This is a genomic window from Pulveribacter suum (assembly GCF_003013695.1).
In the GTDB taxonomy this organism is placed as follows: domain Bacteria; phylum Pseudomonadota; class Gammaproteobacteria; order Burkholderiales; family Burkholderiaceae_C; genus Melaminivora; species Melaminivora suum.
Window position 1 is genome coordinate 2,082,699 of sequence record NZ_CP027792.1, and the last position, 26,433, is coordinate 2,109,131.

Consider the following 26,433-nt stretch of genomic DNA (forward strand, 5'->3'; position numbering starts at 1 on the left):
TTTACTCGATGTCCAGGGCGCCCGCCGGCGGCTGCGCAGGGCTGCCGCGGCGCAGGTCACGCACCAGCACGGCCAGCAGGCCAACAGCCAGCACCAGCGTGGCCGCCGCGCCCAGCGCCAGCGGGTAGCCCAGCACCGTGCTGAAGCTCTGCAGCCCGGCCTGCACCTGCTGCCAGGACCCCCACAGCAGCAGGCCCATGCACAGCAGCACGAGCATCTGCGACAGCCAAAACAGCACCCGCCGCGTGCGTGGGCCGACGCGCGAGGTCACCAGATCAAACCCGAGGTGGCTGCCCTCCACGGCCGCGACGATGGTGCCCACCGCCACCAGCCAGACGAACAGCAGGCGCGAGATTTCCTCGTACGACACGATGCTGGTGCCAAAGCCGTAGCGCAGCACCACGTTGACGAACACGGCGACCACCATGCCGGCCAGGGCCAGCACCATGAAATGCTCGGCCAGGCGCTGCGCCAGCGGTTTGGCGCGCGTCGCGCCGGGATCGTCGTGGGCGGCGGCCGGGGTCATGCGGCGTCTCCTGCGGGGGTGGCTACGGGGGACAAGGTGCGCGCACTGGTCCAGGCGGCGATCTCCAGCACCAGCGCCTGCACCGGGCGCAGGGCGTCCAGCGTCAGCACCAGCGGCTCGTCCTGCGGCGACTCCAGCGTGGCGAACTGGTTGGCGACCAGGGCGGGCGAGAAGAAATGGTCGGCGCGCGCCTGAACGCGGGCCAGGGCAGGCTCGTAGCCGAGCGACAGATACACGAAGCCCAGGTGCGGGCGGGCCACGCGCAGCCGCTCGCGGTAGCTGCGCCGCAGCGCCGAGCAGGTCAGCACCAGGCCTTCTCCGCCCTCGCCTGGCGCCAGCAGCTGCGCCAGGCGGTCCAGCCAGCCGGCGCGGTCGGCGTCCGTCAGGGGCGTGCCGGCGCGCATCTTCGCCACGCTTTGCGGGGCGTGGTAGGTATCGCCCTCGTGCAGCGGCCAGCCCAGCGCCTGCGCGCAGGCCGCCCCCACGCTGGATTTGCCGCAGCCGGAGACGCCCATGACCACGATGGCAGAGATCGGAGACTGCAAGATAGCGCTATCCTTCAAAATTCAAAAAAAGGCGCTCCGGGTGGAGTGCCGACCTGTGGGCCTTCAGCGGCCTGCAACCCCCTTTCTCGCTGGGCGTCCACGAGCGCAATGCCGGTGCAGACGGCCCGCACTGCCCTCGATCCAGGGAAACCCGCTAAAAGGTAGCGCTATCCTACGAGACAATCAACGCCGTTCTCTCCGGATTTACCCGCAACCTGCCCCCCGCCCAACGACAGTGACCCGCCGCCCTCGCCGCTCCAGCGGCCGTCTCACCCTGGCCGATGTGGCCGGCGCCGCTGGCGTGAGTCCGATCACGGCCTCGCGCGCCCTGCGCGGCGAGCGCAGCGTGGACCCGACGCTGGCCGCCCGCGTGCACGAGGCCGCCGAGCGCCTGGGCTACGTGCCTGACCCGGCCGCCCGCGCCCTGGCTTCGCAGCGCAGCAGCCAGGTGCTGGTGCTGGTGCCGCTGCTGTCCAACGCCCTGTTCGTGGACCTGCTGGAGGCCGTGCACCGCACGCTGTTCCCCGAGGGCTACCTGCCGCTCATCGGCGTGACGCACTACGACAGCGCCGAGGAAGAGCTGCTGCTGCGCACCTACCTGCCCCACCGCCCTGCCGGCCTGCTGGTCACGGGTTTCGACCGCAGCGACGCGGCGCACCAGCTCATCGCCGCGAGCGGCGTGCCCTGCGTGCACCTGATGGAGACCATCCACGCGCCGGGCATGGCCTGCGTGGGCTTTTCGCAGACGGACGCCGGCGCGGCCATCACCAGCCACCTGCTCTCGCGTGGGCGCCGGCGCATCGCCTTTTGCGCTGCGCAGCTGGACCCGCGCGTGCTGCAGCGCGCCGAGGGCTACCGCCGCACGCTGCGCGCCGCCGGGCTGTACGACCCGGCGCTGGAGCTGCTCAGCCCCGAGCGTTCCTCCATCGCCCTGGGCGCGCGGCTGCTGGAAGAAACGCTGCAGCGCCACCCCGACGTGGACGCCATCTTCTTTTGCAACGACGACATCGCCCAGGGGGGCCTGCTGGCGGCCAACCGGCTGGGCCTGGCCGTGCCGGCGCGCGTCGCCATCGCCGGCTTCAACGACTTGGCCGGCAGCGACCAGATGGTGCCGCCGCTGACCACCATCCGCACGCCACGTGCCGAGGTGGGCCGCGCCGGTGCGGCCCTGCTGCTTGGCCTGATGCGCGGCACGCTGACCGCGCCGGCCTGCGAGGAGCTGGAGTACGAGCTGATCGTGCGCGAGAGCACCTGAACAAAAAAAGGCCCGGCATGCACCGGGCCTCTCAGCGAGCGCAGCGGCTGTGCGCTCAGGGCTGCAGCGCCACTTCCACGCGGCGCGCCTCGGCGTTGCTGCCGCCGGCCTGGGTGACCTCGGGCTTGCGCAGCTCGACCTTGCCCTCGGCCACGCCCAGCGCCAGCAGCGCATCGCGCACGGCGATGGCGCGCTGCTTGGCCAGCTCGGCGTTCACGGCGGCGTCGCCTGTGGCGTCGTGGTAGCCGGAGACGGCGGCCTTCTTGCCGTCGGCAGCCACGCCGCGCACCACATCGGCCAGGGCTTCGTTGGCGCCAGCGGCCAGCTCAGCCTTGCCGGTGGCAAAGTAGAACTTGACCACGCCGTTCTCAACCACCACCGTGGCTTCTTCAGTCACGGCCACTGCGGCGGCGGGCGCTGCTGCGCCGCTGTCAACCACGGCTGCCGGGGCCGGCTGCGCGGGCACGCGGGCCATGCCGCGCTGATAGACCACCACGCCCACGACGGTGGAGACCACCAGCGCGATCAGGGCGAAGAGGAAACCGAGTGCAAAACACTGCTGGCTGTCGTCATCGGAGCTGTTGAAGGACATGCTGGCTACTCCCGTGAAGTGAATAATGAAATGCGTTGGACAAAACCCATCGATTGTAGATTCCCGCACCCGCCCGCCATGCCCACCCACGCCAGCGCCACCCGCGACCCTGCCGCCCTGCTCGAACGCACCCTGCACGAATGGGGCGGGCAGCAGGATTTGTGGATCTTCGGCTACGGCTCGCTCATCTGGCGCCCGGATTTTCCGTTTGCCGAAAGCCGCCCTGCCACCGTGCACGGCTGGCACCGGGCGCTGAAGATGTGGAGCCGCGTGAACCGCGGGACGCCCGAATGCCCGGGCCTGGTCTTCGGCATGCTGCCCGGCGGCAGTTGCCGCGGCGTGGCCTTTCGCGTCGAGCGCACGCAGGTGCCGGCGATATTCCCGGCGCTGTGGCAGCGCGAGATGGTGCTGGGCGTGTACGACCCGCGCTGGCTGGCCTGCCGCACGCCGGGCGGGCCGGTGCAGGCGCTGGCCTTCACGCTGCCCCGCAGCAGCCCCAGCCACACGGGCGTGCTGCCCGAGGCGCAGTACCGCAGCATCTTCCGCCAGGCGCGCGGCATCTACGGCAGCACGCTGGACTACGCCGAGACCACGCACGCCGAGCTCCTGCGCATGGGCATCCACGACCGGGCGCTGGCGCGGCTGCTGGACATCGCCCGCGGCGCCGCCGACGCCGCCTAAGCTGCCGGCACGCGAGCGGCGCCTGCACAATGGCGGCATGACCCGCCCCGCCTCCTCCCTGTCCTCTTCCATCGCCGATCTGCGCAAGAGCTACGAGCGCGCCGAGCTGGGCGAGGACGCCTCGCACGCCGACCCGCTCGCCCAGTTCGACCAATGGCTGGGCGAGGCCGTTGCCGCCCAGGTGCCCGAGCCCAACGCCATGACGCTGGCCACCGTGTCGGGGGACCTGCGCCCCAGCACCCGCATCGTGCTGATCAAGGGCTACGACGCGCGCGGCATCGTCTGGTACACCAACTATGACAGCCGCAAGGGCCGCGAGCTGGCCGGCAACCCGTACGCGGCGCTGCAATTCCACTGGGTGGAGCTGGAGCGTGTGGTGCGCATCGAGGGCGTGGTGCAGAAGGTGGACGCCGCCGAGAGCGATGTCTACTTCCATAGCCGCCCGCTGGACTCGCGCATCGGCGCCTGGGCCAGTCCGCAAAGCCAAGTCATCGCCTCGCGCTCAGTCCTCGTGGCAGGCGCCGCCAGATACGGCGCGCAGTTTTTGCTGCAGCCGCCGCGCCCGCCGCACTGGGGCGGCTTTCGGCTGGTGCCCGACCGCTGGGAGTTCTGGCAGGGCCGCAAGAGTCGCCTGCACGACCGGCTGCGCTACCGGCTGGACGGCGGACTGTGGGTGCGCGAGCGGCTTGCGCCGTAAATCGGAGCAACCCCCTGAGCGACTTGCGCTGCTCGGTGCGGCCGCCAGAGGCGGCAGCTCTTCGGGACCGTCCAAGCCTGCGCAGGCCGGCTTGGAGCCGCGGCCCTCAGCCCCTTCTCTGGCGCGCTGCGCGCTGGGAAGGGGGACGACGCCAACGCGGCGGGGTGGCCCTTGCGCGGCGTCTGCTGGCCTGGGTTGCGCCAGTACCGAAGCAAGGGTCAGCCGGCCAGGTAGTGGGCGGCCAGCAGGACCAGGGGCAGGGTGAACAAGGCCAGGGCGGTGGAGATCGCGATGGCCGAGGACACCTCGTCCTGCATCACCCCGTAGCGCTGGGTGAACAGCAGCACGTTGGCCCCCACGGGCAGGGCGGCGGCGGTGAACATCACGGCGATGCCCTGCCCCGACAGGCCCAGGAGCCGCGCCATGGCGAACAGCAGCGCGGGCATGACCAGGCCCTTGGCCACGGCGATGCGCAGCGCGCCGCGCCAGTGCCGGCCGATGCGCGTATAGGCCAGCGAAATGCCCACCAGCAGCAGCGCCATCGGCCCCAGGGCGGCGCCCATGACCTGCAGCGCGCGGTCCACCGGGCCGGGCAGCGCCAGCCCGGTCTGCGCGAACAGCAAACCGGCCAGGATGGGCAGCGGCACGGGGTGCACGATGCTGTTGCGCACTGCCTGCCCCACGGTGCGCGCCATCGAATGCGGCGCCCCGCCCTCTTGCTGCTGCTGCGCCGCGCGCTGCTCGCGCGCCTGCAGCAGCTCGAACACCAGCGTGGCGGCCGTCAGCAGCACCAGGGCGTGCAGCGAGATCAGCGTGAACAGCGTCACCAGGCCCTGCGGCCCGAAGACCAGCCCGACAAAGGGCACGCCGATCATCACCGTGTTGCTGAACATGTGCGCCAGGGCGCGCGCGGCCGTTGCCGTGGTCAGGCCGCCCAGCATCAGCGTGGCGACGAACAGCAGCCCGGCCGCGCCGAAGTACAGCGCCACGGGGGTGAAGTCCAGCTCCTGCAGGCGCACGCCGCCCATGGTGCGAAACAGCAGCGCCGGAGTGAGCACCAGAAAGACGATGTTGGACAGGTCGGGGATGGCGCTGGCGCGCACCCAGCCGACGCGGGCAATGGCAAAGCCCAGGCCGATGCACAGGATGACCGGCGCCAGGGGGGCAAGGACGGAGAAGAACAAGATGCGCGAAAAGGCAGGAGTGCGGGGGGCGGCGGCGCCCACGGCGCCGGGCCGGCAGTGTAGGCCCGCGGCGCCCGTCACGGCGGCCGCGGGTTTTTTCTTTTCGCTATCGATTCATGAGCTGCCAGCGCTTGACTGGCAAGCGCTGCAGGCCAATTTGACCCACAAAGCGCGGCGGGCCTAGAACTCCACGCGCACGCCCAGCGTCAGGTTGCGCCCGGCCAGGGGCGCCGCGTCCTTGATGAACGAGGTGTGGGCGTAGGCCAGGCGGTCGGTCAGGTTGCGTCCCTTCAGGTACACCTGCCAGGGCATGCCGGCGCTGGTGCGGCCGTTGTAGGCCAGGCTCAGGCTCAGCAGCCCAAAGCCAGGCGTGGCGCTCTCGAACTGCGCCACGCGGCTTTGGCGAGCCACCTGCAGCCATTCCACCTCGCCCTCCCAGGACTGCCAGTTCGCGTCCAGGCGCAGACCCACCCGCGCGGGCGGGATGCGCGGCAGCCGCCCGCCGCCGTCCAGGCGCGCATGCACGCGGTCGGCCAGCAGCGTCACGCCCACATGGCGCGTGACAGCATGGCGCACGCGGCCCTCGATGCCGGTGAACGTGGCGTCGGCCTGGCTGTACTGCAGCAGCTGCAGCCCGTCCACCTCGTCCAGCGTGCGGCCGTAGATGTAGTGGCGGATGCGGTTGCGGTACACGCTCACGTCGAAGGTGGTGGCGCCGCTGGTCTTGCGCAGGGTCAGGTCAACGTTGCGCGAGACCTCGGCGCGCAGATCGGCGTCGCCGCGCTCGTAGGTGGCGGTGGCCATGTGCAGGCCGCGCGCGTACAGCTCCTCGGCCGACGGGGCGCGGCTGGCGCGTGTCAGGCTCGCGCCCAGCGCGTAGCCCGGCGCGGGCCGCCACACCGCGCCCAGCGATGCGGAGGTGCCGTTGTGGCTGCGGCGGGTGCCGCTGTCCAGCGCCTGGGCGCTCTGCCGGTCGTGGCGCAGGGCGGCTTCGATGCGCCAGTCGCCGATGCGATAGTCCTCCAGCAGGAAGAGGCCCGTGCTGCGGGTGTGCGTGGGCTGCACGTAGGCCTCCTCGCCCACGGCGCTGAACTTGCGCTCTGCTGTCTGCACGCCCAGCAGCCCGCGCCAGCCCGCGATGGGCTGGTGCTGCAGCTCCACGCGCAGGTCGTGCGCCTTGTTCCTGAAGGTGGTGGCCACGTTGCCGCCCTCGACCTCGTCATGCACGTAGTCGGTGGTCCCGGCGCGCAGGCGCAGCGCGGAGACGCCGGCGAACGGGTCGCGCAGCTCGCCGCGCAGGTCCACGCGCTCGCTGCGCAGGTCCACCACCGGCACGTCTGGGTGGTCGTGATCATGGTCGTGGTCGTGGCCTTCCCCGTCAGGGTCATGGTCGTCGTGGCCATGACCGCCGCAGTGCAAATGGTCGCCATGGGTGTGGCAGCCCTCGAAGCCGTGGCTGTGCCCGGGCAGGCCGTAGCGGGCGTTCTGGCGCGTCACGGCCAAGCCCAGATAGCCGCGGCTGCCGACCCACGACAGGCCGACGCTGGCGGTGCTGGTGTCGTTGAAGCTGCCGGGCACGCGGGCGCCGCCCTCCCAGCCTTGGCCCACGCCGTAGTCATTGCTGCTGCGGCCGGCCGCCTCCGCATGCACCGCGATGGCGCCCGCGCCACCGGTGATGGCGAAGGCGCCGGCCTTTTCGCGCGCGGCGCTGCCGGCGCGCAGCTCGGCGCTGCCCTCGTAGCCCTTCTCGGGAAGGGCCGTGGGCACCTTGCCGTCCAGCACGTTGACCACGCCGCCCACGGCGCCGGCGCCATAGACCAGCGCCGAGGGTCCGCGCAGCACCTCGACCTGGGTGGCCAGCAGCGGCTCGGCGACCACGGCGTGGTCGGGGCTGACGCTGGAGGCGTCGTGCACCTCGGCGCCGTCACTCAGCACCTTCACGCGCGGCCCGTCCATGCCGCGGATGACAGGGCGGCTGGCGCCCGCGCCGAAGTGGCTGGCGGCAATGCCGGGCTCGCCGTCCAGGCTGCCTCCCAGCGTGGCCTCGCGCCGGCGCACCAGCGCGTCGCCCTCGATGAGGGAGGCGGGCTGAGTCATCTCAGACACCCCCAGCTGCAGCCCGCTGGCGGACACGGTGACTTCGGGCAGGCGGGCCGCAGGCTCCTGGGCCTGGGCCCAGGCGGCAGGCATCAGCGCCAGCAGCGCCGCGCAGGCCACGGGTCGGCGCGCATGGGGTGCACGCAGGGGAAAGAAGAAAGACGTCGTCGTCATGAAAAATCCGATGTGCTACCCGCGCAGGGCGCACCGGCGCGCAGCAGCGCGCCGTGCCGGCCGGCACGGGAAAAATACGAGTCAAAATAGCCTCCAGCCCTTGACTGGCAAGCGCTGGCAGCTATCGAAAGAGAAGTGTTTGGCGGGGTGCGCCCGCAAGGCGTCAGCCCGCAGTGGGCGGCGCGCGGGCCTGAAACGGCGCCAGCCGCCGCAGCGCCGGGGCCGCGGCAGGCGCCCCGGCCGGTGCCGGCTGGGGCAGCGCCTGTGCAAGCGGCAGCGCGCAGGCCGACCAGGGGCCGCCCAGCGTCTGCTGGTCCAGCACCTGGCAATCGGCGTGGCCATGGCCGGCGAACAGGGCGTGCAGCGTGTCCCGCACCGGCTGCCCGGCCGCATGCACGGAGCCCGGCCCGTGCACCACCTGGTGCATGCGCCCGAGCAGCGGCACCACCGCCAGCGCCAGCAGCAGCCACAGCGCAGCCAGACGGCGGCGCAGCGGCAGGGAGGCAACGGGACGGGGGGACACAGGCAGGCGGGTGGGCGAAGGGAGCGGGGATTGTCGCAAAGATTGCCTGTGCCGCAGACGCCCCCTTCAGGCCGAGATAACGCTACAGAAACAAGAGCTTCCAGCGCTTACCAGCAAAGGGCTGGAGCCGTATTTTCTGCCTATCCGACCAGCCACCAGCCGGCCAGCCCGCACAGCGGCACCACCAGCCAGGGCGGCACGCGCAGCCAGGCCAGGGCCGCCAGCGCCAGCAGGGCCAGCAGCCCGTCCGCCGGCGCATGGATGGCGCTGCCCCACACGGGGCCGAACAGCGCGGCCAGCAGCAGCCCGACCACGGCGGCGTTCACCCCCGACAAGGCGGCGCGCACGCGGGCCAGGCGGCGCCAGCGCTCCCACCACGGCAGGGCGCCGGCTACCAGCAAAAAGGCCGGCAGGAAGATGGCCACCAGGCACACCACCGCGCCCCACCAGCCGCCCGCCCCGTGGCGCGCCACCGCGCCAAGGAAGGCGGCCAGAGTGAACAGCGGCCCCGGCACCGCCTGCGCCAGACCGTAGCCAGCCAGGAAGTCATCCTCGCCCACCCAGCCAGTGGCGACCACCTCGGCCTGCAGCAGCGGCAGCACCACATGGCCGCCGCCAAACACCAGGGCCCCGGCGCGGTAGAAGGCATCGGCCAGCACCAGCCAGCCCTGCGGCCAGGCGTGGGCTGCCAGTGGCAGCGCCACCAGCAGCACGGCGAAGGCGCCCAGCAGCAGCGCGCCCGCAGCGCGATGGCCCCCCGGCGCCGGCTCCAGCGCGGGCGGCGCATCGGCGCCGCGCCCCCACAGCGCTAGGCCGGCCGCGGCCGCCAGCAGCAGCGCGCCCATTTGTCCGGCCACGCTGGGCCAGCCGAGCGCCAGCGCGCAGGCCAGCGCCATCAGCGCCAGGCGCACGGGGCCGCGGCACAGGCTGCGCGCCATGCCCCAGACGGCCTGCGCCACCACCGCCACGGCGGCCACCTTCAGCCCGTGCAGCACGCCGGGCGGCCACCAGCCGGCCCCTGCGGCCAGGCCCAGGCCCAGCAGCGCCATTGCCAGCGCCGACGGCAGCGTGAAGCCCAGCCACGCCGCCAGCGCCCCGGCTGCACCGGCCTGGCGCAGGCCCAGGGCCATGCCGACCTGGCTGCTGGCCGGGCCGGGCAGAAACTGGCACAGGGCCACCAGGTCGGCATAGGCGGCCTCGTCCAGCCAGCGGCGGCGCACCACGAACTCCGCGCGGAAGTAGCCCAGATGGGCCACCGGCCCGCCGAAGGACGTCAGACCCAGGCGCAGGAAGATGCCCAGCACCTGCCAAGCCGTGGCGCGCGCCGCGGCGGCGGGCGGGAGTGCAGGAGCCATACAGCCCAGGGCGTGTCAGGCGCCGGGCTTGAGGTGGCGCGTAAAAGTCTTGCGGAACTTGTCCACCTTGGGCGCCACGACGAAGGCGCAGTAGCCCTGATTGGGGTTGTTGGCGTAGTAGTCACCGTGGTAATCCTCGGCGGGCCAGTAGCTGTCCAGCGGCTGCACCTCGGTGACGAGGGGAGCGCCGAAGACCTGGTCCTGCCCCATCTGGCGCAGCAGGTCCTCGGCCACGTCGCGGTGCGCCGGGTCGGACCAGTAGATGCCGCTGCGGTACTGCGTGCCCACATCGTTGCCCTGCCGGTTCAGCGTGGTCGGATCGTGCGTGGCAAAAAAGATCTCCAGGATCTCGCGCACGCCGATCTCCTGCGGGTCGAAGGTGACGCGCACCACCTCGGCGTGGCCGGTACGGCCGGTGCAGACCTGCTCATAGGTCGGCTGCGGCACGTTGCCGTTGGCGTAGCCGCTCTGCACCTCGGTCACGCCGCGCACGCGGTCGAAGACGGCTTCGGTGCACCAGAAACAACCGCCACCCAGGGTGATGGTCTCAAGCGGCGAATCGGAAGATGAGGGGGTGGAAGAAGACATGGCGTGCACGGATCTCTGTGAATGGCGACCACGCCATGATAGGAAAGTCTGCCCCCGCCATGCCGGACAAGCCCGCGTTGACGCAGATGGCGTAAGCGGATAGATTACTAACCAGTCAGTCATTAACACCATGCCCTCGCCCCACTCCGCCCCTCCCGACACCCCCACGACCCGGCGCGGCCGCCGCAAGGAAGCCCGCCCCGGCGAGCTGTTGGCCGCGGCGTTGGACCTGTTCGTCGAGAAGGGCTTCGCCGCCACGCGGGTGGACGAGGTGGCGGCGCACGCCGGGGTGTCCAAGGGCACGCTGTTCCTGTACTTCCCCAGCAAGGAGGAGCTGTTCAAGGCCGTGGTGCGCGAGAACATCTCCGGGCGCTTCGCCGAATGGGATGTGGAGCTGGAGGGCTTCACCGGCACCAGCAGCGAGCTGCTGCGCTACTGCTTTCAGACCTGGTGGGAGCGCGTGGGGGCGACCAAGGCTTCGGGCCTGGCCAAGCTGATGCTGAGCGAGGCCAACAACTTCCCCGAGCTGGCGCACTTCTATCGCCAAGAGGTGGTCGAGCCCGGCCACGACCTGGTGCGCCGCATCCTGCAGCGCGGCATGGACCGGGGCGAGTTCCGCACGGTGGACCTGGAACACGCGGTGTACCTGGTGCTGGCGCCGCTGATGTTCCTGATGCTGGCCCAGCCCACCATGGGCCTGTGCATCCCCTGCCCCGAACGCTTCGACCCGGACCAATACATCCAGCTGCAGGCCGACAACGTGCTGCAGGGGCTACTGGTGCGCGCGACCTAAAATGCCGGGTTTACCTGAACCTTCTTGTGTCCCGTCTCCGGAGTCTTTCATGAACCTGCCCTTGAACACGTTTGCCGACGTCCACGATGCCACCGCGCAGGCGCGCTTCAACATGATCGAGCAGCAGATCCGCCCCTGGAACGTGCTGGACGAGGCCACGCTGGACACCCTGGCCGCCGTGCGCCGCGAGGAATTCGTGCCACCCGCCTTGCAGGGCATGGCCTTTGCCGACGTGGAGCTGCCCCTGTCCAGCCCGGTCGAGCAGGCCGAGCGCCTGGGCCAGGTCATGCTGGCCCCGCGCGTGGAAGCCCGCCTGCTGCAGGACCTGCAGATCCAGCCCACCGACCGGGTGCTGGAGATCGGCGCTGGCTCGGGCTACATGGCCGCCCTGCTGGCGCACCGTGCCGAGCACGTGGTGTCACTGGAGATCGTGCCCGAGCTGGTCGAGTTCGCCCGCGAGAACCTGCGCAGCGCCGGCGTGCACAACGCCGATGTGCGCCAGGCCGACGGTGCGCTGGACCCCATCAACGACGGCCCGTTCGACGTGGTCGTGCTCAGCGGCTCGGTGGCCGAGGTGCCGCACCGCCTGCTGGCGCTGCTGCGCGAGGGCGGCCGCCTGGGCGCCATCGTCGGGCTGGAGCCCATGATGCGCGCCACCATCGTGCGCCGCACCGGCGAGGGCTTCGAGACCGACCAGCCCTGGGATGCCATCGTGCCGCGCCTGCGCAACTTCCCCGAGCCGTCCCTCTTTCGCTTCTGAACGCCCTGCCCTGCCGGACACCCGCCCCATGATCGAATCCCTGTGCCCCGCCGAACTGGACGACTGGCTCACGCGCCAGCAGGGCGCTCGCCCGCTGGTGCTGGACGTGCGCGAGCCCTGGGAGCGCCAGACGGCCAGCGTGGCCGCGCAGGGCTTCGAGCTGGTGGCCATCCCCATGGGCGAGATCCCCGCGCGGCTGCAGGAGCTGGACCCCGAGCGCCCCGTGGCCTGCCTGTGCCACCACGGCGCGCGCAGCCTGCGCGTGGCAGCCTGGCTGGCGCAGCAGGGCTTTGCCGAGGTGGCCAACCTCTCGGGCGGCATCGAGGCCTGGTCGCTGGAGCGCGACCCGGGCGTGCCGCGCTACTGACCGGCTCCCCTCCTCCTTCCTTTTTCTCCCCAACCCGAACGGTGTCGGCAATGAAGGCCCTGCAGCGCTGGACTCTGGCAACCGCGGCCGTGTGCGCCGCATGGACGGCGGGCAGCGCCCAGGCCCAGAGCCTGCTGGCCCTGGCGCAGCAGGCGCGCGGCCACGACGCGCCGCTGCAGGCCGCGCAGGCGCAGTACGCCGCCGCGCAAAGCCGCGCCGAGCAGGCCCGCGCCGGGCTGCTGCCCAGCGCCGCGCTCACCGGCGGCGCCAGCTACGCGCGCACCGACGTGACCCGCCCGCCTATTGACCTGCACGCGCCCACGCAAACCCTGGGCGTGGTCGCCTCGCAGCCTCTGTACCGCCCCGCCAACGCCATCGCGCTGCGCCAGGGCGAGCGCGGGGCCGAGCTGGCCCGGGTGCAGCTGGACGCGGCCGAGCAGGAGCTGCTGCTGCGCATCAGCCAGCGCTACTTCGACGTGCTGGCCGCGCAGGACACGCTGGCCGCGCTGCGCGCGCAAAAGGCCGCCGTGGCCGAGCAGCTGGCCGCGGCGCAGCGCAACTTCGAGGTCGGCACGGCCACCATCACCGACACCCGCGAGGCGCAGGCGCGCCACGACCTGGTCAGCGCCCAGGAGATCACGGCCGAAAACGAACTGCAGGTGCGCCGACTGGCGCTGGACGAGACTGCGGGCCGCGCCGGCGCCTCCCCCCTGCCCCTGGCGCAGCCCGTGCAGCTGGCCGCAACGGTGCCGAATGACCTGCACGCCTGGGCCCGCGCGGCCGAGGACAGCCAGCCGCTGGTGCGCCAGGCCACGCTGGCGCTGGACGTGGCGCAGCTGGAGACGGCCAAGGCCGAAACCGGCCACCTGCCCACCGTGGATCTGCAGGCTGGCTACACGGTGCAGCGCACCCCCAATGGCACGGTGACCCTGCCGGGCGTGCATTCGCGCGCCAACGTGGCCAGCGTGGGCGTCGCACTGAATCTGCCGCTGTTCGCCGGCTTCGCGGTGCAAAACCGCGTGAAGGAAACCCTGTCGCTGCAGGACAAGGCCCGCGCCGACCTGGACAACGCCCGCCGCAGCGCCGCGCAGGCAGCGCGCACGGCCTTCCTGGGCCTGCAGTCGGGCCGCGCCCAGGTGCAGGCGCTGCAGGCGGCGCTGGCCTCCAGCCAGAGCGCGCTGGAGGCGAATCTGCTGGGCTACGACGCCGGTGTGCGCGTCAACATCGACGTGCTGAACGCACAGAGCCAGCTCTACCAGACCCAGCGCGAGCTGGCCCTGGCGCGCTACGCCGTGCTCATGGGCCAGCTGCGCCTGAAGTACGCCGCCGGCACGCTGGAGCTGGCCGACGTGGCCGCGCTGGACGCCCTGCTGGCCCGCTGAGAATTTACAGCCTTTTTGGCACCAAGCCCTTGCTGGACAAGCGCTGGCAGCTCCTTTTTCAGGAGCAAGGTCAGGGGCAGATTCAGTCCAGCAGCTTCTGCAGGAACTGCGCCTGGCCCATGGCCGGGTCCAGCGTGTAGCCGGCAAAGCCCTCGCGCGCATAGGCGCGCAGCGCCGGCTGGTTGCCCTGCAGCACCTCCAGCGTGAGCTTGCAGGCGCCGCGCTCGCGGGCGATGCCCTCCACCCGCGCCAGCATCTGCTGCGCGACGCGCCGGCCGCGCCAGGCGGGCAGCACCGCCAGGTCGTGGATGTTGACCAGCGGCCTGCAGGCGAAGGTGGAAAAGCCCTCGAAGCAGTTGACCAGACCGACGGGCTGCTCCGCACCGTCCTTGCCCTGCGCCCAGGCGATGACGCTGAAGGCCTGCGGCCGCGCCTGCAGGGCCTGCGCCAGCTGCGCGCACACGTGGCCCGGCAGCGGCGTGCCGCCACCGGCCGGGTCGCGCGCATAGGCGTCCAGCAAGTCCACCAATGCCTGGGCGTCGCGCGGGTCGGCATAGTCGACGCGGCGGACGATGATGGTGGCCGCCGCAGAGGCAAGTGCTTGGTCGGTCATGGGCTTGTCCCCTTCGTGTTGGTGTCTTGTGTGGTGTTCCGCCGTCAGCCGGCGCGGGCCGCGTCGGCCAGGCGCTGGGCGCAGCGGTTGGCCTGCTGGCCGTCGCGCGCCTCCACCATCACGCGCAGCAGCGGCTCGGTGCCGCTGGCGCGCACCAGCACGCGGCCGTCCTGGCCCAGCTCGTTCTGCACCGCGCGGGTGGCCTCGGCCAGCGCGGTGTTGGCCCGCCAGTCCTGCTGCGGCGCCAGGCGCACGTTCAGCAGCACCTGGGGGAACAGCGCCACGTCCTGCACCAGCTCAGCCAGCGGCTTGCCGCTGCGCACGCAGGCCTGCAGCACCTGCAGGGCGCTGACCAGGCCGTCTCCCGTGGTGTGGCGGTCCAGCGCCAGCAGGTGGCCCGAGCCTTCGCCGCCCAGCAGCCAGCGGCGCTGGTGCAGCGCCTCCAGCACGTAGCGGTCGCCCACCTTGGCGCGCACGAACTGCACGCCGCGCTGCGCCAGCGCCTGTTCCACGGCCATGTTGGTCATCAGGGTGCCGACCACGCCCGGCACGGCCTCGCCGCGCGCCAGGCGGTCGGCGGCCATCAGATACAGCAGCTGGTCGCCGTTGTAAAGGTGGCCGGCCGCATCCACCATCTGCAGGCGGTCGGCGTCGCCATCGAGCGCGATGCCGAAGTCGGCGTGGTTGGCGCGCACGGCGCGCACCAGCGCGTCCGGGTGGGTGGCGCCCACCTCGTGGTTGATGTTGGTGCCGTCCGGCGCGCAGCCAATCGCCACCACGTCGGCGCCCAGCTCGTGGAAGACCTTGGGCGCGATGTGGTACGCGGCGCCGTGGGCGGCGTCCACCACGATGCGCAAGCCGCGCAGCGTCAGGTCGTGGTCGAAGGTGCTCTTGCAGAATTCGATGTAGCGGCCGGCGGCGTCGTCCAGGCGCCGGGCGCGGCCCAGCGTGTCCGAGTCGGCCCAGACGGGGGGCTCCTCCATGGCCTGCTCCACTGCTTCTTCCCAGGCGTCGGGCAGCTTGCTGCCCTGGGCGTTGAAGAATTTGATGCCGTTGTCGGGAAAGGGGTTGTGGCTGGCGCTGATGACGACACCCAGGCTGGCGCGCTGCGCCCGCGTCAGGTAGGCGACGCCGGGCGTGGGCAGCGGGCCCAGCAGCACCACGTCGGCGCCGGCGGAGTTCAGGCCGGACTCCAGCGCGCTCTCCAGCATGTAGCCGGACAGGCGCGTGTCCTTGCCGATGAGCACGGTGGGCCGCTCTTCGGTGCGGCGCAGCACGCGGCCCACGGCGTGGCCCAGGCGCAGCACGAAGTCGGGGGTGATGGGGGGCTGGCCCACGGTGCCGCGGATGCCGTCCGTGCCGAAGTATTTGCGTGTCATGGTGTGCTTGAGGGCTGGGCTGGGCTGGTCGCGCCGGAGCGCAGTCAGGGAGAAGGAGAAATGGAAGCAGGCCGGCGCTGGGCCTGCATGGCCTGCCAGACGGCCAGGGCGGCAGCGGTTTCGCGCACGTCGTGCACGCGCACGATGCGCGCGCCGTGCTCCACCGCCAGCACGGCGGCAGCCACACTGGGGGCCAGGCGCTCATCCACAGCCAGGCCCGTGACACTGCCCAGCGAAGACTTGCGCGACCAGCCGGCTAAAAGCGGGTAGCCGGCGGCCAGCAGCTCGCGCTGGCGCGCCAGCAGGGCGAAATTTTGCTCTACCGTCTTGCCAAAGCCGATGCCGGCGTCCAGCACGATGCGGGTCTTTTGGACCCCCAGCCCTTGCAGGACTTGCGCCGAGTGCTGCAAAAACTGCAGCACCTGCGGCACGGCATCGCCCGCCAGGGGCGACAGCTGCATGGTGGCCGGCTCGCCGTGCATGTGCATCAGGCACACGCCGCAGCGGCCGTGGCGCGCCACCACCTCGGCGCTGCCTGCCTGGCGCAGCGCCCAGATGTCGTTGACGATGTCCGCGCCCAGGTCCAGGGCCGCCTGCATGACCGGGGCCTTGTAGGTATCGACGGAGACCGGCACGCCCAGGCGCACGGCGCCCTGCACGATGGGCAGCACGCGCTCGAGCTCCTGCTGCAGCGGCACGGGCGGGCTGCCGGGGCGGGTGGACTCGCCGCCGATGTCCAGGAGGTCCGCGCCGTCCTTGAGCAGCTGTTCGCAGTGGCGCAGCGCCGCCGCAGCGCCGGCGTGGCGGCCGCCGTCGGAGAACGAATCGGGCGTGACGTTGACGATGCCCATCACGCGCGGGCGCGACAGGTCCAGGTCAAAGCGGCTGGTCTGCCAGATCATGGCGTGGCGGGGCAAGAGCGCGAAAAAACGGGGCACAAGGCCCCGTTGGTGTTCTGCACGGCGTGCGGCGTCAGGCCGCCGTGGGCGCAGGGTCGGGCTTGACGGCCGGCGTGCCGCCGGGGCCGTCATCGCCAGAGGGCGGGCGGCGCGGCGTCCAGTCCTTGGGTGGACGCGGCTCGCGCCCGGCCATGATGTCGTCCAGCTGCTCGGCGTCGATGGTTTCCCATTCGAGCATGGCCTTGGCCATGGCGTGCATCTTGTCCTGGTTGTCTTCGATCAGGCGGCGCGCCAGGGTGTACTGCTCGTCGATGATGCGGCGCACTTCCAGGTCCACCTTCTGCATGGTGTCCTCGGACAGGTTGGTGGTCTTGGTCACCGAGCGGCCCAGGAACACCTCGCCCTCGTTCTCGGCATACACCATCGGACCCAACGCCTCGCTCATGCCATAGCGCATGACCATGTCGCGGGCAATCGACGTGGCCCGTTCGAAGTCATTGCTGGCGCCGGTGGTCATCTGGTTCATGAACACTTCTTCGGCGATGCGCCCGCCGAACAGCATGGCAATCTGGTTCAGCATGTACTCCTTGTCATAGGAGTAGCGGTCCTTCTCGGGCAGGCTCATGGTCACGCCCAGCGCGCGGCCGCGCGGGATGATGGTGACCTTGTGCACCGGGTCGCACTTGGGCAGCAGCTTGCCGATGAGCGCATGGCCGGCTTCGTGGTAGGCGGTGTTGCGGCGCTCTTCCTCGGGCATGACCATGCTCTTGCGCTCCGGGCCCATGATGATCTTGTCCTTGGCCTTCTCGAAGTCCTGCATCTCCACCACGCGGGCGTTGCGGCGGGCGGCCATCAGGGCGGCCTCGTTGCACAGGTTGGCCAGGTCGGCGCCGCTCATGCCGGGCGTGCCGCGGGCGATGATGGCCGGGTTCACGTCCTGTCCGGCGGGGATCTTGCGCATGTGCACGTTCAGGATCTGCTCGCGCCCGCGGATGTCGGGCAGCGTCACATAGACCTGGCGGTCGAAGCGGCCGGGGCGCAGCAGCGCGGCGTCCAGGATGTCGGGGCGGTTGGTGGCAGCCACCACGATCACCCCCATGTTGGTCTCGAAGCCGTCCATCTCGACCAGCATCTGGTTCAGCGTCTGCTCGCGCTCGTCGTTGCCGCCGCCCAGGCCGGCGCCACGCTGGCGGCCCACGGCGTCGATTTCGTCGATGAAGATGATGCAGGGGGCGTTCTTCTTGGCGTTCTCGAACATGTCGCGCACGCGGGCCGCGCCCACGCCGACGAACATCTCCACGAAGTCGGAGCCCGAGATGGAGAAGAACGGCACCTTGGCCTCGCCGGCAATGGACTTAGCCAGCAGGGTCTTGCCCGTGCCCGGAGGACCGACCAGCAACAGCCCGCGCGGAATGCGCCCGCCCAGCTTCTGGAACTTCTGCGGGTCCTTCAAGAAGTCCACGACCTCCTTGACCTCTTCCTTGGCCTCGTCGCAGCCGGCGACGTCGGCAAAGGTGACGGTGTTGTTGTTCTCGTCAAGCATGCGCGCCTTGGACTTGCCGAAGCTGAAGGCCCCGCCCTTGCCGCCACCCTGCATCTGGCGCATGAAGTACACCCACACGCCGATCAGGAGCAGCATGGGGCCCCAGCTGACCAGCAGGGTCATGAGCAGCGAGCCCTCTTCGCGCGGCTTGACATCGAACTTGACGTTGTTGTTGATGAGGTCGCCGACCAGGCCGCGGTCCAGGTAGGTGGCGGTGGTGCGCAGCTTGCGATCATCGTTGGTCAGGGCCACGATCTCGGTGCCGCCGGGCCCTTCCTGGATGGTGGCGCTCTTGATGCGGCCGCCGCGCACGTCCTCCAGAAAGGCGGAGTAGCCGACGGTGCCAGCGCTCGCGCCAGCCCGGGTGTCAAACTGTTTGAACACCGTGAACAGCACCATGGCGATGACCAGCCAGACGGCGACTTTTGAAAACCACTGATTGTTCAAGCGGAACTCCAGAGACTGAAAGAAGGCGGACGGCCCGTGGCTACGCAAATGTGCGCAGCCTGTCGTCCAGGCGCATTTGGGGTGCATTTTAGGTGTTTCAACCGGGGCCTGGCCCGCTTAACCCCAGGGCCGCCCATGGTCAACCGGCGCGTCAGCGCGGGTCTTTCAGGCGCAGGCCGACCAAGAAGGTCTCGGCCGAGCGGTCGCGCGAGGCCTTGGGCTTGAGGGCCTTGACCACCTGAAAGCGGTCCTTGAAGCGCTGCACCAGCTGCGAGTAGCCGCTGCCATGGAACAGCTTGGCCACCAGCGCGCCCTCGGGGCGCAGATGCTGGCCGGCGAAATCCAGCGCCAGCTCGATCAGGTGCTCCACGCGTGCGGCGTCCACCGAGTCCACGCCCGACAGGTTGGGCGCCATGTCCGAGACCACCACGTCCACCGGCCGGCCCTGCACCGCCTGCTGCAGCCGCTCAAGCACCGCATCCTCGCGGAAGTCGCCCTGGATGAAGGTCACACCCTCGATGGGCTCCATGGGCAGGAGGTCCAGCGCGATCATGGCGCCATCCAGAGCGCCCGCGGCCGCGCCGGCGGGGGCCAGACGGCGGCGCACGTACTGGCTCCAGGCGCCGGGAGAGCTGCCCAGGTCCACGACCACCTGGCCCGGTCGGATCAGGCCCAGCTGCTCGTCGATCTCCTTGAGCTTGTAGGCGGCGCGGGCGCGGTAGCCCTCCTTTTGCGCCAGCTTGACCCAGGGGTCGTTGATGTGGTCATGCAACCACGCCTTGTTCACCTTCTTGCTTTTTGGCTGGGCTTTCATACGTTGAAGAATAATACGGGTATGCCCCAGATCGAACTGACCACCGCCGAACGGCGCGAACACCGCGCCGACGCGCACCACCTCCAGCCTGTCGTGCTCGTTGGCGCCGACGGCCTGACGCCCGCCGTGCGCAAGGAGATCGACGCTGCCTTGAACGCCCACGGGCTGATCAAGGTGCGCGTCTTCGGCGACGATCGGGCAGCGCGCGAGGCCATGTACCAGCAGCTGGCCGATGAACTGAACGCCGCGCCCATCCAGCACATCGGCAAGCTGCTGGTGCTGTGGCGCCCCATCCCGGGCAAGGCCCGCGCCGTGGACGAGGACCGCAAGCCCGGCCCGCGCGATGTGAAGGTGCTCAAGTTCGGCCGCCCCGGCCAGCGCCCCGAGGTCAAGCAGCTGCGCGTGCTGGGCAACCAGCGCCTGACCAGCGGCGGCCAGATCAAGCGCGCCAAGCCCAAGCAGACGTCCGTGAAGAAGCGCCAGAGCGACTGATGCGCGCGCCCGCGGCGCCTGCGCGTCACGTCATCTGCATGAAATGGGGCCGCAAATACGGGCCCGAGTACGTCAACCGCCTGTACGCCATGGTGCGCCGGCATCTGAGCGGCGACTTCCACTTCGTCTGCCTGACCGACGACGCGGCCGGCATCCGGGCCGAGGTGCAGTGCCTGCCCCTGCCGCCTTTAGACCTGCCCGCGGGCATCCCCGAGCGCGGCTGGAACAAGCTGGCCACCTTCAGTGCCGACCTGCACGGCCTGCGCGGTACAGCGCTGTTTCTGGATGTGGATGTGGTGGTGGTGGGGCCGCTGGATGACTTCTTCACCCAGCCGGGCGAATTTCTCATCATCCACGACTACAAGCGGCCCTGGCGCATTACTGGCAACTCGTCGGTGTACCGCTTCGAGCTCGGCGCGCATGCCGACGTGCTGGAGTACTTCCGCAGCCATGTGCAGGAGGTGCGCGAGCGCTTTCGCAACGAGCAGGCCTACCTGTCGGACGTGCTGCACCGCCAGGGCAAGCTGGCGTATTGGCCGCAGGCGTGGTGCCCCAGCTTCAAGTACCACGGCATTCCGCCTTGGCCAACCAACTACTGGAAGGCGCCGTTCGTGCCGCCGGGCGCGCGCATCGTGGTCTTCCACGGCGAGTGCAACCCGCCGGACGCCCTGGCCGGGCGGCGCAACCGGCGCTTTCGCCACATCCAGCCAGCTGCCTGGGTGGCCGAGCACTGGCACGAATGAACGAAAAAAGAGGGCCGCGGCCCTCTTTTTGCATTCACCCGCGCCTTGGGCTTTCAGCGCCGCGCCGACACCTTGAGCAGCACGGCCAGCGCACACAGCCACTGCACGCCGTACATCACGCTGCCCGCGCCGTGCCACAGCCGCAGATTCTGCCGGGCCACGATGCGCGGGGCCACGCCGAACTGCAGCAGCAGCGCCAGCAGCATGCCCAGCACTATGAAAACAGTAGCTGCTTGCGCCCAATCCTCGGGCTTTTCAGCATGTCTTCGCTTGGAAAGCACCAGCAGACAAGCGCCAGCCGCTATCGAAATGTAAGTCTGCGCCTCGAACAGCCGGGCCGCCATCTGGCCGGCCAGGGCCGGCGTGGGCAGGTGGGCAAACAGCAGCGGCACGGCCACGAAGCCGATCGCCGACAGGCTCCCCCACCACAGGGCGGCGGCCAGCAGGGGCACGCGCTCGTACATGCGGCCGCGGGCCTCAGGCGTAGCGCACGGCCACGATCTCGTAGCGGCGCACTCCGCCGGGGGCCTGCACCTCGGCGGTGTCGCCCTCTTCCTTGCCGATCAGCGCGCGCGCGATCGGGCTGCCCACGTTGATCAGGCCGAGTTTCAGGTCGGCCTCGTCCTCGCCGACGATCTGATAGGTCACCGGTTCGCCGGAGTCCTCGTCCTCCAGCTGCACCGTGGCGCCAAAGACCACGCGCCCACCGGCGTCCAGCTGCGTGGGGTCGATGACTTGGGCGGCAGAGAGCTTGCCCTCGACTTCGATGATGCGGCCTTCGATGAAGCCCTGGCGGTCCTTGGCCGCTTCGTACTCGGCGTTCTCGCTCAGGTCGCCCTGGGCGCGGGCTTCGGCGATGGCAGCGATCACGGCCGGGCGGTCCTGGGTCTTCAGGCGCTGCAGCTCGGCCTTGAGCAGTTCAGCGCCACGCTTGGTGATGGGAATGGTGGCCATAAGGTTGGAGTCTCCGTAGCGGACACAAAAAGCAAACCGCCGCGCGTTGCCGCGCGGCGGTCTCATGTCGGAACAGGCGCCAATTATGCCGCCTTTGCGGCAGCGTGCGTCAGGCCGCCGGCAGCTGCGCGTGCATCTCCTGGATGGAAATCACGCCCAGCTGGTCCATGAACTTCATGCCCTCCACCGCGGCCTCGGCGCCGAAGATGGTGGTGAAGGTCGTCACGCGCGCGGCCAGCGAGCTGGTGCGGATGGCGCGCGAGTCGGCAATGGCGTTGCGGCGCTCTTCCACCGTGTTGATGACCATGGCGATTTCCTCGTTCTTGATCATGTCCACGATGTGCGGGCGGCCCTCGGTCACTTTGTTGACCACCTGCACCGGCACGCCGGCCTCGGTGATGGCAGCGGCGGTGCCCTTGGTGGCCAGCAGCTCGAAGCCCATGGCCACCAGGTCGCGGGCAATGGTGACGGCGCGCGGCTTGTCGGCGTTCTTCACGGTCAGGAACACCTTGCCCGAAGTGGGCAGGCGCGTGCCGGCGCCCAGCTGGCTCTTGACGAAGGCCTCGCCGAAGGTCTTGCCCACGCCCATCACTTCGCCGGTGGACTTCATCTCGGGGCCGAGGATGGTGTCCACGCCGGGGAACTTCACGAACGGGAAGACGGCTTCCTTGACGCTGAAGTACGGCGGCGTCACCTCCTTGGTGACGCCCTGGGCGGCCAGCGTCTGGCCGGCCATGCAGCGCGCCGCCACCTTGGCCAGCTGGATGCCCGTGGCCTTGCTGACGAAGGGCACGGTGCGGCTGGCGCGGGGGTTGACTTCCAGCACGTAGATCACATCACGCTTGTCCGCACCTTCGCCGTCTTCCTGAATGGCGAACTGCACGTTCATCAGGCCGACCACGTTCAGGCCTTCGGCCATGGCCGCCGTCTGGCGCTTGATCTCGGCCACCGTCTGCGGCGACAGGTAGTACGGCGGCAGCGAGCAGGCGGAGTCGCCCGAGTGCACCCCGGCCTGCTCGATGTGCTCCATCACGCCCCCGATGAACACGGCACCGGTGCTGTCGCGCACGCAGTCCACATCGCACTCGATGGCGTTGGACAGGAAGTGGTCCAGCAGCACGGGCGAGTCGTTGGAGACCTTCACGGCCTCGCGCATGTAGCGCTCCAGGTCGCGCTGCTCGTGCACGATCTCCATGGCGCGGCCGCCCAGCACGTAGCTGGGGCGCACCACCAGCGGGTAGCCCAGGCTGGCGGCCTTTTCCATGGCCTCGGCTTCGGTGCGCGCCGTGGCGTTGGGCGGCTGGCGCAGGCCCAGCTCGCCCAGCAGCTTCTGAAAGCGCTCGCGGTCCTCGGCCGCGTCGATCATGTCAGGGCTGGTGCCGATGATGGGCACGCCTTCGCGCTCCAGGCCCAGCGCAAGTTTGAGCGGCGTCTGGCCGCCGTACTGGACGATCACACCCTCGGGTTTCTCGGTGGCCACGATCTCCAGCACGTCTTCCAGCGTCAGCGGCTCGAAGTACAGGCGGTCGGAGGTGTCGTAGTCGGTGGAGACCGTCTCGGGGTTGCAGTTGACCATGATGGTCTCGTAGCCGTCCTCGCGCATGGCCATCGCCGCGTGCACGCAGCAGTAGTCGAACTCGATGCCCTGGCCGATGCGGTTGGGGCCGCCGCCCAGCACCATGATCTTTTTCTTGGCCGTGGGCGCGGCTTCGCACTCGTCCTCATAGGTCGAGTACAGGTAGGCGGTGTTGGTGGGAAACTCGGCCGCGCAGGTGTCCACGCGCTTGTACACGGGGCGCACATTCAGCGCACGGCGCGCCTCGCGCACGGCTTTTTCGTCGGTCTTGAGCAGCTTGGCGAGGCGGCGGTCGGAAAAGCCCTTGCGCTTGAGCTCGCGCAGCGTGGCCGCGTCCAGGCTGGCCAGCGCCCCCTCACCCTTCTCTTCCGTGAGCTTGTCCAGATCCAGTTCGATTTTCACGATCTGCTCGATCTGCACCAGGAACCACTTGTCGATCTTTGTCAGGTCATGCACCTCATCGACCGACAAGCCCATGGCAAAAGCGTCGCCCACGTACCAGATGCGCTCGGGGCCGGGCTCGCCCAGTTCCTTCTCGAGCAACTCGCGGTCCTGGGTCTTTTCGTTCATGCCGTCCACGCCCACTTCCAGTCCGCGCAAGGCCTTCTGGAAAGACTCCTGGAAGGTGCGGCCCATGGCCATGACCTCGCCCACGCTCTTCATCTGCGTGGTCATGCGCGAGTCGGCGGTGGGGAACTTCTCGAACGCAAAGCGCGGGATCTTGGTGACCACGTAGTCGATGGTCGGCTCGAAGCTCGCGGGCGTGGCGCCGCCGGTGATCTCGTTCTTCAGCTCATCGAGCGTATAGCCCACCGCCAGCTTGGCGGCGACCTTGGCGATCGGGAAACCCGTGGCCTTGGAGGCCAGTGCCGACGAACGCGACACACGCGGGTTCATCTCGATCACGATCATGCGGCCGTCGGCAGGGTTGACGGCGAACTGCACGTTGGAGCCGCCGGTGTCCACACCGATCTCGCGCAGCACCGCCAGGCTGGCGTTGCGCATGATCTGGTATTCCTTGTCCGTGAGCGTCTGCGCCGGCGCGACGGTGATCGAGTCGCCTGTGTGCACGCCCATCGGGTCCAGGTTCTCGATGGAGCAGACGATGATGCAGTTGTCCGCGCGGTCGCGGATGACCTCCATCTCGAACTCTTTCCAGCCCAGGAGCGACTCCTCGATCAGCAGCTCACTGGTGGGCGAGGCCTCCAGACCGCGCTTGGCGATGGTCTCGAACTCCTCAGAGTTGTAGGCGATGCCGCCGCCCGTGCCACCCAGCGTGAAGCTGGGACGGATGACGGTGGGAAAGCCCAGGCGCTTTTGCACGGCCCAGGCTTCGTCCATGGTGTGGGCGATGCCCGAGCGCGCCGACTCCAGGCCGATGCGCGTCATCGCGTCCTTGAACTTCAGGCGGTCTTCGGCCTTGTCGATGGCCTCGGGCCTGGCGCCGATCAGCTCCACGCGGTACTTGTTCAGCACGCCGTTCTTCCACAGGTCCAGGGCGCAGTTCAGCGCGGTCTGGCCGCCCATGGTGGGCAGGATGGCGTCGGGGCGCTCCTTGGCAATGATCTTCTCGACCGTTTGCCAGGTGATGGGTTCGATGTAGGTGACGTCGGCGGTGGCCGGGTCGGTCATGATCGTCGCGGGGTTGCTGTTGATCAGGATGACGCGGTAGCCCTCCTCGCGCAGGGCCTTGCAGGCCTGCACGCCGGAGTAGTCGAACTCGCACGCCTGGCCAATAATGATGGGGCCGGCGCCGATGATGAGGATGCTCTTGAGGTCTGTGCGTTTTGGCATGGTGTTGTTTTTAGTCGGTCGCGGCGGTCGGGTTGCCAGTGGGGCGGCGTACCTGCAGGCGCGCCAGCAGCGCCTGGGCGCGCTCGGGCGGCAGGTTCTTCTGCATCAGCTGGATCAGGCCATCGCCCTCCACCAGAGGGCGCAGCACCTCGGCCTCGGCCTCGTAGAAGGTCACGTCCCACTCGGCCAGGCCCTGCGTGAAGGTCTCGTCGTCCCAGGTCTTGCCCTTGGCGACCAGCGTCACCAGCGGCATCGCCTTGTTTTCGATGAAGGATTTCTTGTAGGGCTTTTGCTGCCAGCGCTCGGCAAACCATTCGCGGTGTTCCGGCGGCAGAGAAAGGATGCGCTTGTGGATGGCCTTTTCCAGGGCCGCGGCCGGAAAGCTGAAGAGTTTCATGGCGAAGGAGCCCTCAAGCCGCCTTGCCGCCGGCCCTGGCCGCGTGCATCAGGTCGGTGAAGCGATCGAACAGGTGGGCCACGTCCTGCGGGCCCGACGATGCCTCCGGGTGGCCCTGGAAGCAGAACGCCGGCTTGTCGCGGTGGGCAAAGCCCTGCAGCGTGCCGTCAAACAGGCTGACGTGGGTGGTGCGCAGGTGCTCGGGCAGGGTCTTCATGTCCACCGCAAAGCCATGGTTCTGGCTGGTGATGGCCACGCAGCCGGTGTCCAGGTCCTTCACGGGGTGGTTGCCGCCGTGGTGGCTGTTGTCCATCTTGAAGGTGCTGGCGCCCGCGGCCAGCGCCATGATCTGGTGGCCCAGGCAGATGCCGAAGGTGGGCGTGCCGCTGTCCACGATCTGGCGCACGGCGGCGACGGCATAGTCGCAGGCGGCCGGGTCGCCAGGGCCATTGGACAGGAACACCCCATCGGGGTTCATGGCCAACACCTCGGATGCAGGCGTCTGCGCCGGCACTACGGTGAGCTTGCAGCCGCGCTCGGCCAGCATGCGCAGGATGCTGTACTTCACGCCGAAGTCGTAGGCCACGACATGGAACTGCGCCTCGCCCTGGGTGCCGTAGCCGCGCCCCAGCTCCCATTCGGTCTGGGTCCAGCCGTAGGGTTTGGGCGTGCTGACGACCTTGGCCAGGTCCAGGCCCTTCATGCTGGGCGCTGCCTTGGCGGCGGCGACGGCGGCGTCGATGCGCTCCTGCGTTACCGATTCGCCGGCGGCCAGGCCGACGATGGCGCCGTTTTGCGCACCCTTGTCACGCAGCAGGCGCGTGAGGCGGCGCGTGTCGATGTCGGCGATGGCAACGGTGCCGCTGCCGGCGAGGTAGTCGGACAGGGTCTGGGTGCAGCGGAAATTGCTGGCGATCAGGGGCAAATCCCTGATGACGAGGCCGGCGGCCTGGACTTTGTCGGACTCGATGTCCTCGGGGTTGACGCCGTAGTTGCCGATGTGCGGATACGTGAGCGTCACGATCTGCTGGCAGTAGCTGGGGTCGGTGAGGATTTCCTGGTAGCCGGTCATCGAGGTGTTGAAAACCACCTCTCCGACAGTGGTGCCGGCGGCACCGATCGAGTTGCCGATAAAGACCGTGCCGTCTGCAAGCGCCAGAATGGCGGGGGGGAAGGTTCCCTTGAGAGACAAAAGCACTGGGTTCTCCGAAAGATTGCGGGTCGCCCGGCAGCCTGCGGGACAGTGTGTCCTGCAGGCTGATG

General features: G+C 69.8%; 27 protein-coding genes. 9 read left to right on the top strand and 18 right to left on the bottom strand.

The window, feature by feature from the left end; genetic code table 11:
- Position 1: 1 nt before the first annotated feature.
- Together C7H73_RS09575 and C7H73_RS09580 are read right to left on the bottom strand one after the other, a co-directional pair.
- On the bottom strand, positions 2 to 526 hold the full coding sequence (locus C7H73_RS09575; protein ID WP_106846433.1) for a TRAP transporter small permease: 525 nt from the start codon (positions 524 to 526) through the stop codon (positions 2 to 4).
- Positions 523 to 1,041 (bottom strand): gluconokinase, encoded by a 519-nt coding sequence (locus C7H73_RS09580; RefSeq protein WP_106847614.1) that lies wholly within the window; start codon positions 1,039 to 1,041, stop codon positions 523 to 525. Before C7H73_RS09580 ends, C7H73_RS09575 begins: the two co-directional genes overlap by 4 nt.
- Positions 1,042 to 1,306: 265 nt before the next feature.
- Here C7H73_RS09580 and C7H73_RS09585 point away from each other — a divergent pair, with 265 nt between their 5' ends.
- Positions 1,307 to 2,326 (top strand): HTH-type transcriptional regulator GntR, encoded by a 1,020-nt coding sequence (locus tag C7H73_RS09585; protein ID WP_106846434.1) that lies wholly within the window; start codon positions 1,307 to 1,309, stop codon positions 2,324 to 2,326.
- 55 nt (positions 2,327 to 2,381) lie between these two features.
- On the opposite strand, the gene C7H73_RS09590 is transcribed toward C7H73_RS09585, so the two are convergent.
- On the bottom strand, positions 2,382 to 2,918 hold the full coding sequence (locus tag C7H73_RS09590; RefSeq protein ID WP_106846435.1) for an OmpA family protein: 537 nt from the start codon (positions 2,916 to 2,918) through the stop codon (positions 2,382 to 2,384).
- A 78-nt stretch (positions 2,919 to 2,996) separates the two neighbouring features.
- Here C7H73_RS09590 and C7H73_RS09595 point away from each other — a divergent pair, with 78 nt between their 5' ends.
- Both C7H73_RS09595 and pdxH read left to right on the top strand, forming a co-directional pair.
- Positions 2,997 to 3,599, top strand: coding sequence for a gamma-glutamylcyclotransferase (locus tag C7H73_RS09595; protein WP_106846436.1), 603 nt, complete (start codon positions 2,997 to 2,999; stop codon positions 3,597 to 3,599).
- Between the two features lie 22 nt (positions 3,600 to 3,621).
- Positions 3,622 to 4,296, top strand: a complete 675-nt coding sequence (gene pdxH, locus C7H73_RS09600) for a pyridoxamine 5'-phosphate oxidase (protein ID WP_193483965.1) — start codon at positions 3,622 to 3,624, stop codon at positions 4,294 to 4,296.
- A 218-nt stretch (positions 4,297 to 4,514) separates the two neighbouring features.
- Here the strand turns inward: pdxH and C7H73_RS09605 are convergent, their stop codons facing one another.
- The 5 genes from C7H73_RS09605 to msrA form a co-directional block, all read right to left on the bottom strand.
- Positions 4,515 to 5,480, bottom strand: coding sequence for an AEC family transporter (locus C7H73_RS09605; protein WP_106846438.1), 966 nt, complete (start codon positions 5,478 to 5,480; stop codon positions 4,515 to 4,517).
- Between the two features lie 180 nt (positions 5,481 to 5,660).
- The gene (locus C7H73_RS09610; RefSeq protein ID WP_106846439.1) at positions 5,661 to 7,751 is read right to left on the bottom strand and encodes a TonB-dependent receptor domain-containing protein; all 2,091 of its coding nucleotides are present in this window, start codon (positions 7,749 to 7,751) and stop codon (positions 5,661 to 5,663) included.
- Positions 7,752 to 7,914: 163 nt separating this feature from the next.
- Entirely contained in the window at positions 7,915 to 8,274 is a 360-nt protein-coding gene (locus C7H73_RS09615; protein ID WP_106846440.1) for a hypothetical protein, read from the bottom strand.
- A gap of 140 nt (positions 8,275 to 8,414) precedes the next feature.
- A complete protein-coding gene (gene chrA / locus C7H73_RS09620) occupies positions 8,415 to 9,629 on the bottom strand; it encodes a chromate efflux transporter (RefSeq protein WP_106846441.1) in 1,215 nt (404 codons plus the stop codon).
- A 15-nt stretch (positions 9,630 to 9,644) separates the two neighbouring features.
- A complete protein-coding gene (msrA, locus tag C7H73_RS09625) occupies positions 9,645 to 10,217 on the bottom strand; it encodes a peptide-methionine (S)-S-oxide reductase MsrA (protein WP_106847615.1) in 573 nt (190 codons plus the stop codon).
- Positions 10,218 to 10,347: 130 nt separating this feature from the next.
- Between msrA and C7H73_RS09630 the strand changes: the two genes are divergently transcribed.
- The 4 genes from C7H73_RS09630 to C7H73_RS09645 are packed head-to-tail and all read left to right on the top strand — an operon-like array spanning position 10,348 to position 13,519.
- A complete protein-coding gene (locus C7H73_RS09630) occupies positions 10,348 to 11,010 on the top strand; it encodes a TetR/AcrR family transcriptional regulator (RefSeq protein ID WP_106846442.1) in 663 nt (220 codons plus the stop codon).
- A 49-nt stretch (positions 11,011 to 11,059) separates the two neighbouring features.
- Positions 11,060 to 11,770 carry a protein-L-isoaspartate O-methyltransferase family protein gene (locus C7H73_RS09635; RefSeq protein WP_106846443.1) on the top strand — a complete coding sequence of 237 codons (711 nt, stop codon included), beginning with the start codon at positions 11,060 to 11,062 and terminating at the stop codon, positions 11,768 to 11,770.
- Positions 11,771 to 11,798: 28 nt separating this feature from the next.
- Positions 11,799 to 12,137 (top strand): rhodanese-like domain-containing protein, encoded by a 339-nt coding sequence (locus C7H73_RS09640; protein WP_106846444.1) that lies wholly within the window; start codon positions 11,799 to 11,801, stop codon positions 12,135 to 12,137.
- A gap of 50 nt (positions 12,138 to 12,187) precedes the next feature.
- Positions 12,188 to 13,519 carry a TolC family outer membrane protein gene (locus tag C7H73_RS09645; protein ID WP_106846445.1) on the top strand — a complete coding sequence of 444 codons (1,332 nt, stop codon included), beginning with the start codon at positions 12,188 to 12,190 and terminating at the stop codon, positions 13,517 to 13,519.
- A gap of 82 nt (positions 13,520 to 13,601) precedes the next feature.
- Here the strand turns inward: C7H73_RS09645 and C7H73_RS09650 are convergent, their stop codons facing one another.
- The 5 genes from C7H73_RS09650 to C7H73_RS09670 all read right to left on the bottom strand — a co-directional run bounded on the left by C7H73_RS09650 (position 13,602) and on the right by C7H73_RS09670 (position 19,214).
- The gene (locus tag C7H73_RS09650; RefSeq protein ID WP_106846446.1) at positions 13,602 to 14,132 is read right to left on the bottom strand and encodes a GNAT family N-acetyltransferase; all 531 of its coding nucleotides are present in this window, start codon (positions 14,130 to 14,132) and stop codon (positions 13,602 to 13,604) included.
- A gap of 44 nt (positions 14,133 to 14,176) precedes the next feature.
- Entirely contained in the window at positions 14,177 to 15,511 is a 1,335-nt protein-coding gene (glmM, locus tag C7H73_RS09655) for a phosphoglucosamine mutase (protein WP_106846447.1), read from the bottom strand.
- Positions 15,512 to 15,555: 44 nt separating this feature from the next.
- A complete protein-coding gene (gene folP, locus C7H73_RS09660; protein WP_106846448.1) occupies positions 15,556 to 16,413 on the bottom strand; it encodes a dihydropteroate synthase in 858 nt (285 codons plus the stop codon).
- A 70-nt stretch (positions 16,414 to 16,483) separates the two neighbouring features.
- Positions 16,484 to 18,400 carry an ATP-dependent zinc metalloprotease FtsH gene (gene ftsH, locus C7H73_RS09665; protein ID WP_106846449.1) on the bottom strand — a complete coding sequence of 639 codons (1,917 nt, stop codon included), beginning with the start codon at positions 18,398 to 18,400 and terminating at the stop codon, positions 16,484 to 16,486.
- A 151-nt stretch (positions 18,401 to 18,551) separates the two neighbouring features.
- Entirely contained in the window at positions 18,552 to 19,214 is a 663-nt protein-coding gene (locus tag C7H73_RS09670) for an RlmE family RNA methyltransferase (protein WP_106846450.1), read from the bottom strand.
- Between the two features lie 21 nt (positions 19,215 to 19,235).
- Here C7H73_RS09670 and C7H73_RS09675 point away from each other — a divergent pair, with 21 nt between their 5' ends.
- Complete coding sequence (locus C7H73_RS09675; protein WP_106846451.1) at positions 19,236 to 19,706, top strand: YhbY family RNA-binding protein; 471 nt, start codon at positions 19,236 to 19,238, stop codon at positions 19,704 to 19,706.
- Positions 19,706 to 20,449, top strand: coding sequence for a glycosyltransferase (locus C7H73_RS09680; protein WP_106846452.1), 744 nt, complete (start codon positions 19,706 to 19,708; stop codon positions 20,447 to 20,449). The genes C7H73_RS09675 and C7H73_RS09680 overlap by 1 nt, the downstream gene beginning before the upstream one ends.
- A 53-nt stretch (positions 20,450 to 20,502) precedes the next feature.
- On the opposite strand, the gene C7H73_RS09685 is transcribed toward C7H73_RS09680, so the two are convergent.
- The 5 genes from C7H73_RS09685 to carA all read right to left on the bottom strand — a co-directional run bounded on the left by C7H73_RS09685 (position 20,503) and on the right by carA (position 26,368).
- The gene (locus C7H73_RS09685; protein ID WP_106846453.1) at positions 20,503 to 20,913 is read right to left on the bottom strand and encodes a DUF4149 domain-containing protein; all 411 of its coding nucleotides are present in this window, start codon (positions 20,911 to 20,913) and stop codon (positions 20,503 to 20,505) included.
- Positions 20,914 to 20,926: 13 nt separating this feature from the next.
- Positions 20,927 to 21,403, bottom strand: a complete 477-nt coding sequence (greA, locus tag C7H73_RS09690) for a transcription elongation factor GreA (protein ID WP_106846454.1) — start codon at positions 21,401 to 21,403, stop codon at positions 20,927 to 20,929.
- Positions 21,404 to 21,512: 109 nt separating this feature from the next.
- Complete coding sequence (carB, locus tag C7H73_RS09695) at positions 21,513 to 24,773, bottom strand: carbamoyl-phosphate synthase large subunit (protein ID WP_106846455.1); 3,261 nt, start codon at positions 24,771 to 24,773, stop codon at positions 21,513 to 21,515.
- Between the two features lie 10 nt (positions 24,774 to 24,783).
- Positions 24,784 to 25,170 (bottom strand): hypothetical protein, encoded by a 387-nt coding sequence (locus C7H73_RS09700; RefSeq protein WP_106846456.1) that lies wholly within the window; start codon positions 25,168 to 25,170, stop codon positions 24,784 to 24,786.
- Positions 25,171 to 25,183: 13 nt separating this feature from the next.
- The gene (gene carA, locus C7H73_RS09705) at positions 25,184 to 26,368 is read right to left on the bottom strand and encodes a glutamine-hydrolyzing carbamoyl-phosphate synthase small subunit (RefSeq protein ID WP_106846457.1); all 1,185 of its coding nucleotides are present in this window, start codon (positions 26,366 to 26,368) and stop codon (positions 25,184 to 25,186) included.
- Positions 26,369 to 26,433 lie beyond the last annotated feature (65 nt).

Bases quoted from the DNA above. Each gene is read 5' to 3' on its own strand.
- C7H73_RS09575 (WP_106846433.1), bottom strand. From the start codon at position 526: ATGACCCCGGCCGCCGCCCACGACGATCCCGGCGCGACGCGCGCCAAA.
- C7H73_RS09580 (WP_106847614.1), bottom strand. From the start codon at position 1,041: ATGGGCGTCTCCGGCTGCGGCAAATCCAGCGTGGGGGCGGCCTGCGCG.
- C7H73_RS09590 (WP_106846435.1), bottom strand. From the start codon at position 2,918: ATGTCCTTCAACAGCTCCGATGACGACAGCCAGCAGTGTTTTGCACTC.
- C7H73_RS09595 (WP_106846436.1), top strand. From the start codon at position 2,997: ATGCCCACCCACGCCAGCGCCACCCGCGACCCTGCCGCCCTGCTCGAA.
- C7H73_RS09610 (WP_106846439.1), bottom strand. From the start codon at position 7,751: ATGACGACGACGTCTTTCTTCTTTCCCCTGCGTGCACCCCATGCGCGC.
- chrA (WP_106846441.1), bottom strand. From the start codon at position 9,629: ATGGCTCCTGCACTCCCGCCCGCCGCCGCGGCGCGCGCCACGGCTTGG.
- msrA (WP_106847615.1), bottom strand. From the start codon at position 10,217: ATGTCTTCTTCCACCCCCTCATCTTCCGATTCGCCGCTTGAGACCATC.
- C7H73_RS09630 (WP_106846442.1), top strand. From the start codon at position 10,348: ATGCCCTCGCCCCACTCCGCCCCTCCCGACACCCCCACGACCCGGCGC.
- C7H73_RS09635 (WP_106846443.1), top strand. From the start codon at position 11,060: ATGAACCTGCCCTTGAACACGTTTGCCGACGTCCACGATGCCACCGCG.
- C7H73_RS09640 (WP_106846444.1), top strand. From the start codon at position 11,799: ATGATCGAATCCCTGTGCCCCGCCGAACTGGACGACTGGCTCACGCGC.
- C7H73_RS09645 (WP_106846445.1), top strand. From the start codon at position 12,188: ATGAAGGCCCTGCAGCGCTGGACTCTGGCAACCGCGGCCGTGTGCGCC.
- C7H73_RS09650 (WP_106846446.1), bottom strand. From the start codon at position 14,132: ATGACCGACCAAGCACTTGCCTCTGCGGCGGCCACCATCATCGTCCGC.
- glmM (WP_106846447.1), bottom strand. From the start codon at position 15,511: ATGACACGCAAATACTTCGGCACGGACGGCATCCGCGGCACCGTGGGC.
- folP (WP_106846448.1), bottom strand. From the start codon at position 16,413: ATGATCTGGCAGACCAGCCGCTTTGACCTGGACCTGTCGCGCCCGCGC.
- C7H73_RS09670 (WP_106846450.1), bottom strand. From the start codon at position 19,214: ATGAAAGCCCAGCCAAAAAGCAAGAAGGTGAACAAGGCGTGGTTGCAT.
- C7H73_RS09675 (WP_106846451.1), top strand. From the start codon at position 19,236: ATGCCCCAGATCGAACTGACCACCGCCGAACGGCGCGAACACCGCGCC.
- C7H73_RS09680 (WP_106846452.1), top strand. From the start codon at position 19,706: ATGCGCGCGCCCGCGGCGCCTGCGCGTCACGTCATCTGCATGAAATGG.
- C7H73_RS09685 (WP_106846453.1), bottom strand. From the start codon at position 20,913: ATGTACGAGCGCGTGCCCCTGCTGGCCGCCGCCCTGTGGTGGGGGAGC.
- greA (WP_106846454.1), bottom strand. From the start codon at position 21,403: ATGGCCACCATTCCCATCACCAAGCGTGGCGCTGAACTGCTCAAGGCC.
- carB (WP_106846455.1), bottom strand. From the start codon at position 24,773: ATGCCAAAACGCACAGACCTCAAGAGCATCCTCATCATCGGCGCCGGC.
- C7H73_RS09700 (WP_106846456.1), bottom strand. From the start codon at position 25,170: ATGAAACTCTTCAGCTTTCCGGCCGCGGCCCTGGAAAAGGCCATCCAC.